General features: G+C 72.0%; 13 protein-coding genes and 1 pseudogene. 8 read left to right on the top strand and 6 right to left on the bottom strand.

Features of this window, described 5'->3' with window-relative positions:
- Window positions 1-95: 95 nt before the first annotated feature.
- The 3 genes and pseudogenes from atpD to AB0K09_RS20440 all read left to right on the top strand — a co-directional run.
- Window positions 96-1,100: pseudogene (gene atpD, locus AB0K09_RS20450) on the top strand (F0F1 ATP synthase subunit beta); the annotation flags it as partial.
- A gap of 113 nt (window positions 1,101-1,213) precedes the next feature.
- Window positions 1,214-1,591, top strand: coding sequence for a F0F1 ATP synthase subunit epsilon (locus AB0K09_RS20445; RefSeq protein ID WP_366066800.1), 378 nt, complete (start codon window positions 1,214-1,216; stop codon window positions 1,589-1,591).
- A 120-nt stretch (window positions 1,592-1,711) separates the two neighbouring features.
- Window positions 1,712-2,161: a DUF2550 domain-containing protein gene (locus tag AB0K09_RS20440; RefSeq protein ID WP_366066799.1), complete on the top strand. Its 450-nt coding sequence runs from the start codon at window positions 1,712-1,714 to the stop codon at window positions 2,159-2,161.
- Between the two features lie 131 nt (window positions 2,162-2,292).
- On the opposite strand, the gene AB0K09_RS20435 is transcribed toward AB0K09_RS20440, so the two are convergent.
- The 3 genes from AB0K09_RS20435 to AB0K09_RS20425 all read right to left on the bottom strand — a co-directional run bounded on the left by AB0K09_RS20435 (window position 2,293) and on the right by AB0K09_RS20425 (window position 6,564).
- Window positions 2,293-4,632, bottom strand: coding sequence for a glycoside hydrolase family 18 chitinase (locus AB0K09_RS20435; RefSeq protein WP_366066798.1), 2,340 nt, complete (start codon window positions 4,630-4,632; stop codon window positions 2,293-2,295).
- Window positions 4,633-4,705: 73 nt separating this feature from the next.
- Entirely contained in the window at window positions 4,706-5,380 is a 675-nt protein-coding gene (locus AB0K09_RS20430) for a response regulator transcription factor (protein ID WP_366066797.1), read from the bottom strand.
- The gene (locus AB0K09_RS20425) at window positions 5,377-6,564 is read right to left on the bottom strand and encodes a histidine kinase (protein ID WP_366066796.1); all 1,188 of its coding nucleotides are present in this window, start codon (window positions 6,562-6,564) and stop codon (window positions 5,377-5,379) included. Before AB0K09_RS20425 ends, AB0K09_RS20430 begins: the two co-directional genes overlap by 4 nt.
- A gap of 149 nt (window positions 6,565-6,713) precedes the next feature.
- Here AB0K09_RS20425 and AB0K09_RS20420 point away from each other — a divergent pair, with 149 nt between their 5' ends.
- A complete protein-coding gene (locus tag AB0K09_RS20420) occupies window positions 6,714-7,253 on the top strand; it encodes a hypothetical protein (protein WP_366066795.1) in 540 nt (179 codons plus the stop codon).
- A gap of 64 nt (window positions 7,254-7,317) precedes the next feature.
- Here AB0K09_RS20420 and AB0K09_RS20415 read toward each other — a convergent pair whose 3' ends face one another.
- The 3 genes from AB0K09_RS20415 to AB0K09_RS20405 are packed head-to-tail and all read right to left on the bottom strand — an operon-like array spanning window position 7,318 to window position 9,488.
- Window positions 7,318-7,890, bottom strand: a complete 573-nt coding sequence (locus AB0K09_RS20415; RefSeq protein WP_366066794.1) for a cob(I)yrinic acid a,c-diamide adenosyltransferase — start codon at window positions 7,888-7,890, stop codon at window positions 7,318-7,320.
- 44 nt (window positions 7,891-7,934) lie between these two features.
- The gene (locus tag AB0K09_RS20410; protein WP_366066793.1) at window positions 7,935-8,693 is read right to left on the bottom strand and encodes an ABC transporter permease; all 759 of its coding nucleotides are present in this window, start codon (window positions 8,691-8,693) and stop codon (window positions 7,935-7,937) included.
- 12 nt (window positions 8,694-8,705) lie between these two features.
- Window positions 8,706-9,488, bottom strand: a complete 783-nt coding sequence (locus AB0K09_RS20405; protein WP_366066792.1) for an ATP-binding cassette domain-containing protein — start codon at window positions 9,486-9,488, stop codon at window positions 8,706-8,708.
- A gap of 80 nt (window positions 9,489-9,568) precedes the next feature.
- Between AB0K09_RS20405 and AB0K09_RS20400 the strand changes: the two genes are divergently transcribed.
- The 4 genes from AB0K09_RS20400 to AB0K09_RS20385 all read left to right on the top strand — a co-directional run.
- Window positions 9,569-10,219 carry a TetR/AcrR family transcriptional regulator gene (locus AB0K09_RS20400; protein WP_366066791.1) on the top strand — a complete coding sequence of 217 codons (651 nt, stop codon included), beginning with the start codon at window positions 9,569-9,571 and terminating at the stop codon, window positions 10,217-10,219.
- A gap of 171 nt (window positions 10,220-10,390) precedes the next feature.
- A complete protein-coding gene (locus AB0K09_RS20395; protein ID WP_366066790.1) occupies window positions 10,391-11,239 on the top strand; it encodes a 3-hydroxyacyl-CoA dehydrogenase family protein in 849 nt (282 codons plus the stop codon).
- A 144-nt stretch (window positions 11,240-11,383) separates the two neighbouring features.
- Window positions 11,384-11,728, top strand: a complete 345-nt coding sequence (locus tag AB0K09_RS20390; protein WP_366066789.1) for an STAS domain-containing protein — start codon at window positions 11,384-11,386, stop codon at window positions 11,726-11,728.
- Window positions 11,729-12,019: 291 nt separating this feature from the next.
- The coding region (locus tag AB0K09_RS20385; RefSeq protein ID WP_366066788.1) for an ATP-binding protein at window positions 12,020-13,455 on the top strand (1,436 nt) is incomplete at its 3' end.

Below are 13,455 nucleotides of genomic sequence, written 5' to 3'. Positions count from 1 at the left end.
CGCGCAGCCCGGTGAGGACCAGCAGCACGATCACCGCTCCGTAGACGACGCACATGCCCATCGCCTGCGGCCAGGTCATGTGGGGCACCACCTGGCTGAAGGTCGTCGACCTCCTCACCCCGTACGTCAAGGGCGGCAAGATCGGTCTGTTCGGTGGTGCCGGTGTCGGCAAGACCGTTCTGATCCAGGAAATGATCATGCGTGTGGCGAAGCTGCACGAGGGTGTTTCCGTCTTCGCCGGCGTCGGTGAGCGCACCCGTGAGGGCAACGACCTCATCCACGAGATGGCGGACTCCGGCGTTCTGGACAAGACCGCGCTGGTCTTCGGCCAGATGGACGAGCCCCCGGGCACCCGTCTGCGCGTCGCCCTGGCCGGTCTGACCATGGCGGAGTACTTCCGCGATGTGCAGAAGCAGGACGTGCTGTTCTTCATCGACAACATCTTCCGCTTCACCCAGGCCGGTTCCGAGGTCTCCACCCTGCTGGGCCGCATGCCCTCCGCGGTGGGTTACCAGCCGAACCTCGCGGACGAGATGGGTCTCCTCCAGGAGCGCATCACCTCGACCCGTGGTCACTCGATCACCTCGATGCAGGCGATCTACGTCCCCGCGGACGACCTGACCGACCCGGCCCCGGCGACCACCTTCGCCCACCTGGACGCCACCACCGTTCTGTCGCGTCCGATCTCGGAGAAGGGCATCTACCCGGCGGTCGACCCGCTGGACTCGACGTCCCGCATCCTGGACCCGCGCTACATCTCGCAGGACCACTACCAGGCCGCCATGCGCGTCAAGGGCATCCTGCAGAAGTACAAGGACCTCCAGGACATCATCGCCATCCTCGGTATCGACGAGCTCGGCGAGGAGGACAAGCTGGTCGTCCACCGCGCCCGTCGTGTGGAGCGCTTCCTGTCGCAGAACACCCACGCGGCGAAGCAGTTCACCGGTGTCGACGGTTCGGACGTTCCGCTGGACGAGTCCATCGCCGCGTTCAACGCGATCTGCGACGGTGAGTTCGACCACTTCCCGGAGCAGGCGTTCTTCATGTGCGGTGGTCTTGAGGACCTCAAGAACAACGCCAAGGAGCTGGGCGTCTCCTGAGCCCCGTGCTCATGGTGACCGGGGGCGGGGCTGCCCCGCCCCCGGTCCGCACGTCCCCTATTCTTTGACCCAACACCTGCCGGCCCCGGCAGGTGCAAACCCGAGGAGCCACGTTGGCTGCTGAGCTGCACGTCGAGCTGGTCGCGGCGGACCGAAGCGTCTGGTCCGGCGAGGCCAACATGGTCATCGCCCGTACCACGTCGGGTGACATCGGCGTCATGCCCGGCCACCAGCCGCTGCTCGGCGTGCTGGAGTCCGGCCCGGTGACCATCAAGACCAGCGACGGCAGGACCGTCGTCGCCGCGGTGCACGGTGGATTCATCTCCTTCGCGGACGACAAGCTCTCGCTGCTGGCGGAGATCGCCGAGCTGGCCGACGAGATCGACGTCCAGCGTGCGGAGCGGGCGCTCGAGCGCGCGAAGGCGGAGGCCGACGCCGCCGCCGAGCGCCGCGCGGATGTCCGGCTCAGGGCGGTCACGGGCCAGCGCTGAGCCCGGGACCCTTTGAGAGAACGACCCTCAGCCGCGGACTCCCTGGAACATTCCAGGGCGGTCCGCGGCTGAGGCGATACAGGTGCGGTTGCTCTAGATGATGCGAGGAGGTCGGTGGAGATGGTCCTCGCTCTGCTCGTGAGCGGCATCGTCGTACTGCTGGTGTTGCTGGGGCTCTTCGTCTTCGGGCTGCGCAGACGGCTCATCCAGCGGTCCGGCGGAACCTTCGACTGCAGTCTGCGCTGGAACGTTCCGGAAGTGGACCCCGAGCCCGTCGGCAAGGGCTGGGTGTACGGGGTCGCCCGCTACAACGGTGACCGGATCGAGTGGTTCCGGGTGTTCAGCTACGCGCCGCGGCCGCGCCGCGTCCTGGAGCGCGCCTCGATCGAGGTCCTGGAGCGCCGCACCCCGCAGGGCGAGGAGGAACTCGCCCTGCTGTCCGACGCGGTCGTCCTGGTCTGTCTGCACCGGGGAACCCGGCTGGAGCTGGCGATGAGCGAGGACGCGCTGACGGGGTTCCTGGCATGGCTGGAGGCGGCGCCGCCGGGGCAACGGGTGAACGTGGCCTAGGCCGTCGTTCGAGTGCGGCGCCGTTTCGTCTGCGGCGCCTTTCCCGCGCACCCGTTGCCCGGAGTTCCCGAGCACGTCCGGAGGGACGCGGGGGTGCGGGTGGCGAAGCCCCCGGCAGCGGCCTCCCTGCTCTAGCGCAAGCCGTTGTCGACGGCGGTCATGAGCGTGCCGCTGTCGCCCGACATCTCCCAGATCATCACGCCCAGCAGGTTCTTCGACTTCAGCCACGCCGTCTTCTTGCCGATCGACCACGCGTCGTCGAACGTCCACCACTGGCCGCCCCCGCCCGTGTAGCCGTACGTCGCCACCGACTGTTCGTCGTGGTAGACGGTCAGGTTCGGCACCGACGCGAGCAGATTGTCGTAGCCGCGTGTCCCCGCCTCCTCCGGGAACTGGCCGGGCGCGGCCCCGTTCGCCGTCTGCCAGGCGCCGTGCGCGCCGCCGTCGGCGACCTGCTGCCAGCCGCGTCCGTAGAAGGCCAGCCCCAGTGCCAGCTTGCGCGGGTCGACGCCGGCGTCGAGGTAGGCCCGGACCGTGCTCTCGACGCTGAACTTGGTCGCGTACGGGTCCTTGGGGTCGGTGTAGAGGTTGCCCTGGTGGCCGGTGCGGTTCGGTTCCCAGCTGTTGTCGCTGCCCGAGCCGTGGAAGTCGTAGCCCTGGACGTTGGCGAAGTCCATGAAGTCGAAGACGCTCGGCGTGCCGTCCTTCGTGGTGATGTCCCAGCCGGCGTCGATCTTCGCCGGGTCGGCCGGGGTGAAGGCGGTGAGCAGGTACTTCTTGCCGGTGGTGGCGCTCAGCGCGTCGAGCTGCCGGCGGAACTCGGCGAAGAGCAGGGTGTTGTTCGCCTTGTCGTCCTTGGAGACGTGGTTGCCGGCGTGGCCGTCCGAGCCGGGCCACTCCCAGTCGATGTCGAAGCCGTCGAAGATCCCGGCGGCGGCGCCGGTGCCGCCGCGGCCGTTCGTCACCGGCAGATTGCCCTTGATGTACATGTCGATGCAGGACTGCACGAACTTCTTGCGGGAGGCGTCGGTCTTCGCGACGTCGGAGAAGTACTTGCTGTAGGTCCAGCCCCCGACCGAGATGTTGATCTTCAGGTTGGGGTACTTGGCCTTGAGCTTCTTCAGCTGGTTGAAGTTGCCGGCCAGCGGCTGGTCCCAGGTGTCGCCCACGCCGTCGACGGACTCGCCGGCCCCGAAGCCCTTCTCGTAGTCCGCCCAGGAGTCACCGGCGCCGTCGCCCTGGCTGGGGTCCTGGGGGTTGGGGGTGGTGGCCTTGGTGACGCCGTTGAGACAGGTCAGGTTGTTGGGGTCGATGTTGGAGAAGGCGTAGTTGAGGTGGGTGAGGCGGGCGGCGGCGCCCGTGGTGTCGAGGGACTTCACGGTGTAGCCGCGGCCGTAGATGCCCCATTGCACGAAGTAGCCGACCTTGGCGTGGTCGGTGGGCTGTCCGCCCCCGCCGGTGGTGCGGACGGTCAGCGGCGGGCCGGCGGGCCCGGTCTGGTCGGCGGTGTCGCGGGCGACGACCGTGTAGGTGTAGTCGGTGCCGGGGGTCAGTCCGGTGTCGGTGTAGGCGAGTTTGGTGACGGTCGCGGCCTTCACGGTGCCGCGGTAGACGTCGTAGTTCTTGATGCCCTTGTCGTCGGTGGCGGCCGTCCACTTGAGGGTGATGGAGGTGTCGGTGACGGCGCTCGCCTCGGGGGTGCCGGGGGCGGTGGGCGGCTTGTCGGTGCCGCTGTCCGTGCTCGTACGGATTGTCAGCGGCGGGCTTGCGGGCCCGGTCTGGCCGGCCGTGTCGCGGGCGACGACGGTGTAGGTGTACTCGGTGTCGGGGCTGAGCCCGGTGTCGGTGAACGCGGTGGCCGAGACCGTACCGACGACGGTTTTGCCGCGGTAGACGTCGTAGTTCTTGACGCCCTTGTCGTCGGTGGCCGGGGCCCAGCTCAGGGCGACGCTGGTGGCGGTCACCGCCTTGGAGGCGGGCCGGCCGGGGGCGCTGGGCGGGCTGTCGGCGGAGGAGCCGTCGCAGGGGCCGCCGTTGATCCGGCAGCCGGTGGGGTCGTCGTCGCCCGCGGCGACGAAGCCGAAGGTCACGCCGGCGCCGGGGGCGATGGTGCCGTTGTACTCCCGGTTCTTGGCCGTGTAGTGCGTGCCGGAGCCGGTGACCAGGGCGTCCCAGTAGGCGCCGACGGTGGTGGTGGCGGGGAAGTCCCACTCGACGGTCCAGCCGTCGAGGGTGGTGGTGCCGGTGTTCTTGATGGTCCACTCGGCCTGGAAGCCGGTGCCCCAGTCGGAGGTCTTGACGAAGGTCGCGGTGGCGGCCGGTCCGGCGGTGGCGGCCGGTGCGGCCGCCCGGGCGGGGCCCGTGGCGAGGCCCGCGAGGGCGGCGGCCGGGAGGGCGAGGGCCGCGAGCGCCGCGAGGGGTCTGGAGGTGAGGGAGTTGCCGATGCGTTTCGCCAGGTTTCCTGTGCTCAAGGGAGGCTCCTCGTGAGAGGGCAGGAAAAGGTGGGGGGTGCGCTGGGGAGCGTAAAAAGGTCCGTACCAATGGTCAAGAGGTCTGGACCAGACCCAACTCCCGGGCCAGCACCGCCGCCTGCACTCTGCTGCGCAGCCCCAGCTTGCCGAGCAACCGGCTCACATGGGTCTTCACCGTGGCCTCCGCCATGCCCAGCCGCTCCGCGATCAGCGCGTTCGGCAACCCCTCGCCCAGCCGGACCAGCACCTCGCGCTCGCGCGGCGTGAGCGCGTCGAGGACGCTCAGGTCGGCGGCGGACGCCGCCGGCCCCGGCCGTGCGAACTCCGCGATCAGCCGCCGGGTGACGGCGGGGGAGATCAGGCCCTCCCCGCGCGCCACCGTCCGTACCGCCGCGACCAGGTCGGCGGCCTCGCTGTCCTTGAGGAGGAACCCGGCCGCGCCGGCGCGCAGCGCCCCGAAGACATACTCGTCGAGGTCGAAGGTGGTCAGCACCAGCACGTCGGCGAGCTGCTCGCCGACGATCCGCCGGGTGGCGGACACGCCGTCCAGGCGCGGCATCTGCACGTCCATCAGGACCAGGTCGGGCCGCAGCTCCCCGGCCAGCCGCACGGCCTCCTCGCCGTCCGCCGCCTCACCGACGACCTCGATGCCGGGCGCCGAGCGCAGGATCAGCACCAGCCCGGACCGCACGGCCGCCTGGTCCTCGGCGACGACCACCCGGATCGTCCCGCCGTGAGTGCCGGTCATCGTGCCTCCTCCTCGGGTACGGGCAGCAACGCCCGTACGTGCCAACGCCCCTGCCGCGGCCCGGCCTCGAACTCGCCGCCCAGCAGGGCCACCCGTTCCCGCATGCCGACCAGGCCCGCGGCGGCGCCGGGCGCCCGGGGGCCGGGCGGCCCGGCACCGAGCGCACTGCTCACGCGCACGGACAGCAGCCCGCCGTCCGCGCGCGCGAGCTCCACGACGACCTCGCCGGGTGCCGCGTGCTTGACGGCGTTGGTCAGCGACTCCTGCACGATCCGGTACGCCGCGAGCTCCACCGGCGCGGGCAGCGGCGCCGGGCCGCGCCCGTCGCGCAGGACGAACGAGAACCCGTCCTCGCGCACGGCCTCCCGGGCCCGGGCGAGCAGCGCGTCGACCCCGTCCAGCGTCGGCGTCGCCGCCGGCTCGTCGTCCGAACCGGCCTGGCGCAGCAGCCCGATCAGCCGGCGCATCTCCGCGAGGCCGCGCACGCTGTTCTCCCGGATCACGGTGAGCGCCTCCCGGGACGCCTCGGGTTCGCCGATCGACAGCGCGGCCGTGGAATGGATCGCGATGGCCGACAGATGGCCGGCCACCATGTCGTGCAGCTCCCGTGCCATCCGTGCCCGCTCGGCGCCCACCGCCTCGCGCCGGTCCAGCTCCGCCAGCAGCGCGGTCCGCTCGGCCTCCAGCCGGGCCGCCTGCGCGGCGTCCCGGTGCACGCGGACGCCGACGCCCGTCCAGGCGGGGGCGATGGTCAGCACGCCCAGGCCGATCCCGATCAGCAGCGCGGCCGGCTCGCGTATCAGCGCGAAGGCCAGCAGCGTGCCCAGCACGGTCAGCACCTCGGTGGCCCGTGGGATCAGCCGGTAGGCGGCCGGCGGCCCGTAGAGCACGGCCGCGTACACCAGGTCCGTGAACATGCCGACGTTCGCGATGAGGCTGCCCGCGCACACGTCCAGCGCGAGCGCCGCCGTCCCGGCGGCCAGCCCGGCCAGCGGCGCCCGCCGCCGTAGCAGCTCCGCACCCGCCATCACCGCCAGCGCCACCAGGGCCGCCCACGGGGGCAGCGGCGTCGCCGGCCTGCTGCTCAGCCCCAGCGCGTACAGCAGGACGCCGCCGAGCAGTCCGCACACCGCGATCCAGACGGCCTCACGCTCGGGCGGGGTACGGAGCAGGCGTGCGGACATGGGTCCATCTCAGCACGTGGAAGGGGGTGTGAGCGTCCCCCGGGGGGAGCCGGCCGGTACATCGAAGGATGCAGTCGCGGATCCTCTCCGCCGACGACGCAACCGCGCCGGCGCGCGGAGACGCTGGTGGGGGAGGAAAGGAGAGTCCCGTGATCGTCACGCTGATCGTCGCCTGCGAGATCGGCTTCTGGGTCCTGCTGGCGGGCGGCCTGAGCCTGCGCTACCTGGCCCGCAAGCCGCGAGCCGGGCTGGCGGTGCTGCTGCTGGAGCCCGTGCTGGAGCTCGTCCTGCTGACCGCCACCGCGATCGATCTGCGCAACGGCGCCCAGGCCGACTGGAAGCACGGCCTCGCGGCCGTCTACATCGGCTACTCGGTCGGCCTGGGCCACGCCACGGTCAAGTGGGTCGACGCCCGCTTCGCCCACCGCTTCGCCGGCGGCCCACCGCCGGCCAAGCCGCCCAAGTACGGGACGGCCCGCACGATCCACGAATGGAAGGTCGCCGGGCAGTGGGTCCTGGCGGCGGTGGTCGCGATGGCCCTGCTCCAGGGGGCGATCTGGTACGTGGGCGACTCGGGCGACGTCAGCTCGCTGCGGACGTGGCAGACGAGGATGCTGTGGGTGGTCGGCATCAACGTGGTGATCGCGCTGAGCTACACGATCTGGCCGAAGGAGAAGAAGGTCACCTGACGGCTCTCGCCGGGGAGCCGAAGGATGTCGCCGGGCCCCCGGCCGACCGGGTCGCGCGGTGGTGTCAGCGGTTTTCGCCGGGGACCCAGAGGATGTCGCCGAGCTCCCGGTTCGCCGTCCTGGCCAAGATGAACAGCAGGTCCGACAGGCGGTTGAGATAGGTCGCCGTCAGCGGGTTCATGATTTCCGCGTGCTTCTCCAGCGCCGCCCATGTCGAGCGTTCCGCGCGGCGGACGATCGTGCACGCCTGGTGCAGCAGCGCCGCACCCGGCGTCCCCCCTGGGAGGATGAAGCTGCGGAGCTTCTCCAGCGGCTCCAGGAAGCGGTCGCAGTCCGCCTCCAGCTTGTCGATGTAGGACTGCTCGACCCGCAGCGGCGGGTACTTGGGCTCCTCGACGACCGGGGTCGCGAGGTCGGCCCCGACGTCGAAGAGGTCGTTCTGGACCCGGACCAGCACCTTCACGACCTCTTCCGGCAGTTGGCCGAGCGCAATGGCCACGCCGATCGCGGCGTTCGCCTCGTTCGCGTCGGCGTAGGCCGCGATGCGGGTGTCCGTCTTGACCGTGCGGGTCATGTCGCCGAGGGCGGTGGTGCCGTCGTCGCCGGTGCGGGTGTAGATGCGCGTCAGGTTGACCATGGGTACGAGCGTAGCCAGTCGGGGCTCCCCGTACCCGGGAAGGATCAGCCCGCCGAGCGCCGGAAGCGGTGTGCGCCCGCCGTCAGGGAGACGGCCGACAGGGCCGCGGCCGCCGCTGTGCCGTACAGCAGCGCGGGCGAGCCGTAGTCACCTGTGAAGGCGGCCCGTACCGCGTCGACCAGGTAGCGCAGGGGCATGACGTGCGAAAGCGCGTCCAGCCAGGCCGGGGCGAGGGACATGGGCAGCAGCAGACCCGACAGCAGCATCGCCGGCATGGTGACGGCGTTGATGACGGGGGCGAACGCCTGGGGGACGGCGGTCTTCATGGCGAGCGCGTACGAGAGCGAGGCCAGCGACAGGGCCAGCACGGCGGTGAAGGCGAAGCCGATGAGGATGCCGGGCAGTGGAGCCCGCAGGCCCAGGGCGAGGGCCACGAGCACGAGCAGCACCGACTGCGCGACGAGCAGCGCGGCGTCGCGCAGGACGCGGCCCAGCAGGAGGGCGAGCCGGCTGACGGGGGTGACCCGCATCCGCTCGACGACGCCGTGCTGCTTCTCGACGATGAGGCCGAGGCCGGCGAAGGACGCCCCGAAGAGCGAGAGCTGGAGGAGCAGGCCGGGCACGAGGACCTGCCAGGAACTCCCGGCGCGGCCGCCGAGGGGCATGCCGGTGAGCAGCGGGCCGTAGAGGACGAGGTAGAGCGCGGGCATGAGCGCGCCGAAGGACATGGCCGCCTTCGAGCGCAGCGTCTGGCGGGCGTAGCGGCCGAAGAGCAGGGCGGTGTCGGAGAGGAGGGTGCGCACGGGGAGGGGCTCCTAGACGGCGACGGGGACGGTGTCCTGCGGGGCCGGGCGGCGCCCGGTGATGGCCAGGAAGGCGTCCTGGAGGGTGGCGTCGGGCGAGCCCGCGTGCCGGGTCTTCAGCTGCGCCGGGGTGCCCTCCGCCACGACCCTGCCGTGGTCGACGACGACCAGCCGGTCGGCGAGCGCGTCGGCCTCGTCGAGGTAGTGGGTGGTGAGGAAGACGGTCGTACCCGACCGGTCGCGCAGGCGGCGCACGAGGTACCACAGGTCGGCGCGGCTGCCGGGGTCGAGGCCGGTGGTCGGCTCGTCGAGGAAGAGCACCTCGGGCCGGTGCGTGAGGGCCATGGCGATGTCGAGCCGCCGCCGCTGCCCGCCGGAGAGCGCCGCGCAGGGCCGGTCCAGCAGTTCCTCCAGGCCCAGTTCGGCGGCGAGTTCGGTCGCGCGCGCCCGGGCCCGCGCCGCGGGCAGCCGGTAGAGCCGCCCCTGGGTGACGAGTTCCTCACGCACGGAGACCGTGGGGTCGACGCCGCCGGACTGGGCGACGTAGCCGATGTGCCGGCGCACGCCTCCGGGGTCGCGGACCAGGTCGCTCCCGGCGATGGTGGCCGTGCCGCCGCTCGGCGCGAGCAGCGTGGTGAGCATGCGCAGCGTGGTCGTCTTGCCCGCGCCGTTCGGGCCGAGGAAGCCGAGGATCTCGCCGCTCCGCACGGTCAGGTCGATGCCGCGTACGGCCTTGACCGGGCCGCGCGGGGACGTGAAGGTCCGGGCGAGCCCGGACGTGGAGATGCTGTCCATGCCGCAAGGAAATCAGAGTCGTTGAAAGTTTGCAATGACCCCAAATTTTCACCATCCCCAGCGAAGCTAGGATGGAGGGCATGGCGGAAGGGCTCAGGGAGCGCAAGAAACGGCAGACCAGACAGCACATCTCGGATGTGGCGACCGGTCTGTTCCTGGAGCGCGGCTTCGACGCGGTGACGGTCGCGGAGATCGCGGCGGCGGCGGAGGTCTCCGTCAACACCGTCTACAACTACTTCCCGGCCAAGGAGGACCTCTTCCTCGACCGTGAGGACGACGCGGTCGGCTGGCTCGCGGCGGCGGTCCGCGGCCGCGAGCCGGGCGAGTCCGCGGCCGGGGCGGTCCTGCGCGCCCTGCGGGCCGAGATCGTGGCGGTCTCCCCGCGCCTCGGTCTCGTCGACGGCTACGACCGTTTCCTGCGCGTCATCGACGGGTCCCCGGCTCTCCGCGCCCGCGTCCTCGGCATGCGCCGCCGTGCCGCCGAGGCGCTGACCGCCGTGCTCGCGGAGGAGCGGGCGGACGGGCCGGTGCCCGGACTGGTGGCCAGTCAGCTCGGCTGGGTGCAGGCGCAGGTCGTGGAGTTCGTCCAGGGCGAGATGGCGGCGGGCCGTACGGCGGCCGAGACCTCCCGCACGGCGCTCGCCCTGCTGGACGAGATCGAGGACCTGCTGAGCGAGAAGCTCCTGACGTACGCGGTCGCCGACCGGACGGCAGGCGCCGACCGGGTGTGACCGGTGGGGCCGGAGGGGGCCAATTTGCTTTGTGCGACCCGGCCGCTCCCCGTCCCGGTGTGACGTGCGTCGTCAAGGGCGTGACGCGCATCTCTTACCGCCCAACCGCGCGCCGCCGGGCGCTAATGTCCGGCCGAGAGCCGTCAACGAACAGGGAGTAAGGGGACAGTCGTGGCCAAGAAGCTCGCCGTCATCGGAGCCGGACTGATGGGCTCCGGGATCGCGCAGGTGTCCGCCCAGGCCGGGTGGGACGTCGTACTGCGGGACGTCACCGACGAGGCGCTGCGGCGGGGTACGGACGGCATCAAGGCCTCGTACGACAAGTTCGTCTCCAAGGGCAAGCTGGCGGCCGGCGACGCCGAGCAGGCGCTGGCGCGCATCACCACGACCACCGATCTGGACGCCGCCGCCGACGCGGACATCGTCGTCGAGGCGGTGTTCGAGGACGTCGACGTCAAGCGCGACATCTTCCGCACGCTCGACGGTCTGGTGAAGGACGAGACCGTGCTCGCCTCCAACACCTCCGCGATCCCGATCACGAAGATCGCGGCGGCCACGCAGCGCCCCGAGCGCGTCGTCGGCGCGCACTTCTTCTCGCCGGTGCCGATGATGCAGCTGTGCGAGCTGGTGCGCGGTCACCGGACCAGCGACGAAACGCTGGCGACGGCCCGGGCGTTCGCCGAGGGCATCGGCAAGACCTGCATCGTCGTCAACCGCGACGTGGCCGGCTTCGTCACCACGCGTCTGATCGCCGCGCTGGTCGTCGAGGCGGCCAAGCTGTACGAATCGGGCGTGGCCAGCGCCGAGGACATCGACATCGCCTGCAAGCTGGGCTTCGGCCACGCCATGGGCCCGCTGGCGACGGCCGACCTGACGGGTGTGGACATCCTGCTGCACGCCACCGAGAACATCTACACCGAGTGTCAGGACGGCAAGTTCGCCCCGCCGGAGCTCATGCGCCGCATGGTCGACGCGGGCGACCTGGGCCGCAAGACCGGCCGGGGCTTTTACCAGCACTGAGCCCGCGGCGCCCGTCCGCTTCACCCAGGAGGGTGAATTCGGTATCGGTTCGCTCATGAGCGGCAACTTTGTCCTGTGAGAGGCAGTCAGTTCTTTAGAACCTCCACGAGCATCTCCACGTACGCAGCATTCCCGGGAGCGCATATGCACATCAGGGGCGACCACGCCGAACTGGTCGTCGGGGGCCGCCTCGACGTCCGCAGCGCGGCGGACGCCCGTACGGTCCTGCACTCCGCGCTCGACGGCGGCCGTGGGGACCTGGTGCTCGACCTGACGGAGCTCGACTCCTGGGACGCGACCGGACTGGGCGTCATCATGGGCGCCCACCGCCGCGCCGGCCGCACCGGGCGGCGGCTGGTGCTGCGCGGCGTGCCGGACCGGATGCAGCGGCTGCTCGTCGCCACCCGGCTGCACCGCATCCTCGCCATCGAGGGCGGCATCGATCCCGCCATCGATGCCGCCCCCTCCCAGCCCCTGCCCCGCGTCTAGCGGGCGCCGCGCCGCGCACGCCGTTGCACCGGGCGCCCAGCGTGCCCGATGAGCCCCCTGTGGTGGCAAAGCTCCCGATCCTCACGAGACTGTGATGTCCCTCGACGCCGTGCTGCCCTCCGCGTCGTAGATACTGTGCCAAGGTCTGTTCGGTTTCCCGTCGGCGCGGCGGCGCGACGGCGGGCACCGGACCCGGAACGGCGGCCGGAACTCCTCCCGGCCGGTGGTCGAAGGAGTGCGGACAGGCCGAGCAAGCACGACGGCACGCCACGCATCTTGGGGGCTTGGACCATGGACCCGACGAACCGCGGAGCCGAGGACATTCACGACGACGACCGGACTTCCGCCGCCGACCGCGCCGCGCGGCGCGCACCGCGCGACGCCACCCTCCCGGCGCCCGACCCCGCAGGCCAGGGACCCGTACGCGTCGTACGCCTGGTCGCCGGCGACTATCTGCTCACGGTCAACCCCCTCGACGGCAGCGAGATAGAGCCCTGCCCGCCCGGCGAACTGCCCGGCCGCCCCGAGCGGCACGCCCCCGCCGAGCGCGCCGAGCTCGACCGCGCCGCCGCCCCGCCGCCGCCCGCCGGCACCGCCGGGCCCCGGCTGCCGCTCGTCCAGCGCGACGAGGTCCGCGAAAGACTCGGCCGGCTGCTCTCGCGCGGCCGCTCCGTCCGCCTGACCGGCCCCCCCGGCGCGGGCCGCAGCATGCTGCTCGACGCCGTCGCCGAGGACTGCGCCACCCTGGCCCCCGACGGCGTCGTACGCCTGAACGGTCACCACCGCACCGCCGGCGATCTGCTGTACGAACTCTTCGCCGCCGTCCACAAGGCGCCGCGGCACCGCCCGGACCGGGCCGGGCTGCTCGCCGCCGTGCAGGAGATCGGCGCGGTCGTCGTCCTGGACGACCTCGAATTCGGCGGGTCCGCGCTCGACGAACTGCTCGACGCGACGCCCGAGTGCGCCTTCCTCCTCGCCGCCAGGCCCGACGTGCCCGCGCCCTCCGCCGACTCCCACCTGGAGGAGGTCTTCCTCGGCGGCCTCGACCGCACCGGCTGCCTGGAGCTGCTGGAGCGGGCCGTGGACCGGCCGCTGACCGACGAGGAGGCGGACTGGGCCGCGGACCTGTGGTTCGAGTCCGAGGGCCTGCCGCTGCGGTTCGTCCAGGCCGGCGCGTTGCTGCGGCAGCGGGACGCGGACGCCTCCGGCGCGACGGCCGTCGAGGAGCACGGCGTCTTCGCCGAGCGCGCCGACGCCGTCACCGACGCCACCGCCGGTGGGCCGGCGGGTGACGACTCCCTGGCGCCGCTGCCCAGCCTCGCCCAGGCCGCCGCCCCCGCCCCGCTGCTCACCGCGCGGCTGAGCGAGGCCGCCCGCGAGACCCTGCGGTTCGCCGTCGCGCTCGGCGGCGAGCTGCCGCACCAGGCGCATCTGCCCGCCCTCGCCGGCGACACCCACGCGGACGCCGCCGTCGGCGAGTTGCTCGCCTGCGGCCTGATCAGCGGTGTCGGCGCCCACTACCGGCTGGCGGCCGGCGTCGTCGACCAGCTGCTCGCCGACGGCTACGGCGAGGACGCCGTCTCCCGGGCGCACACCGCCGCCCAGCACTACGCGTGGTGGGCAGGGCACCCGTCCGTCAGCCCCGAGCGCATCGCGCTCGAGGCCGACGCCATCCTCGCGGCCGTGTCCGCGCTCGCCGGCGCCGCCGGCAGCGGGCAGCCCGCGGC

This window comes from Streptomyces sp. NPDC049577, from assembly GCF_040675635.1.
In the GTDB taxonomy this organism is placed as follows: Bacteria; Actinomycetota; Actinomycetes; order Streptomycetales; family Streptomycetaceae; genus Streptomyces.
This window is presented reverse-complemented; position numbering and strand designations above follow the sequence as displayed.

Excerpts from the sequence above, each read along its gene's own strand:
- AB0K09_RS20440 (WP_366066799.1), top strand. The coding sequence starts at position 1,712 with ATGGTCCTCGCTCTGCTCGTGAGCGGCATCGTCGTACTGCTGGTGTTG.
- AB0K09_RS20430 (WP_366066797.1), bottom strand. The coding sequence starts at position 5,380 with ATGACCGGCACTCACGGCGGGACGATCCGGGTGGTCGTCGCCGAGGAC.
- AB0K09_RS20425 (WP_366066796.1), bottom strand. The coding sequence starts at position 6,564 with ATGTCCGCACGCCTGCTCCGTACCCCGCCCGAGCGTGAGGCCGTCTGG.
- AB0K09_RS20415 (WP_366066794.1), bottom strand. The coding sequence starts at position 7,890 with ATGGTCAACCTGACGCGCATCTACACCCGCACCGGCGACGACGGCACC.
- AB0K09_RS20405 (WP_366066792.1), bottom strand. The coding sequence starts at position 9,488 with ATGGACAGCATCTCCACGTCCGGGCTCGCCCGGACCTTCACGTCCCCG.
- AB0K09_RS20400 (WP_366066791.1), top strand. The coding sequence starts at position 9,569 with ATGGCGGAAGGGCTCAGGGAGCGCAAGAAACGGCAGACCAGACAGCAC.
- AB0K09_RS20390 (WP_366066789.1), top strand. The coding sequence starts at position 11,384 with ATGCACATCAGGGGCGACCACGCCGAACTGGTCGTCGGGGGCCGCCTC.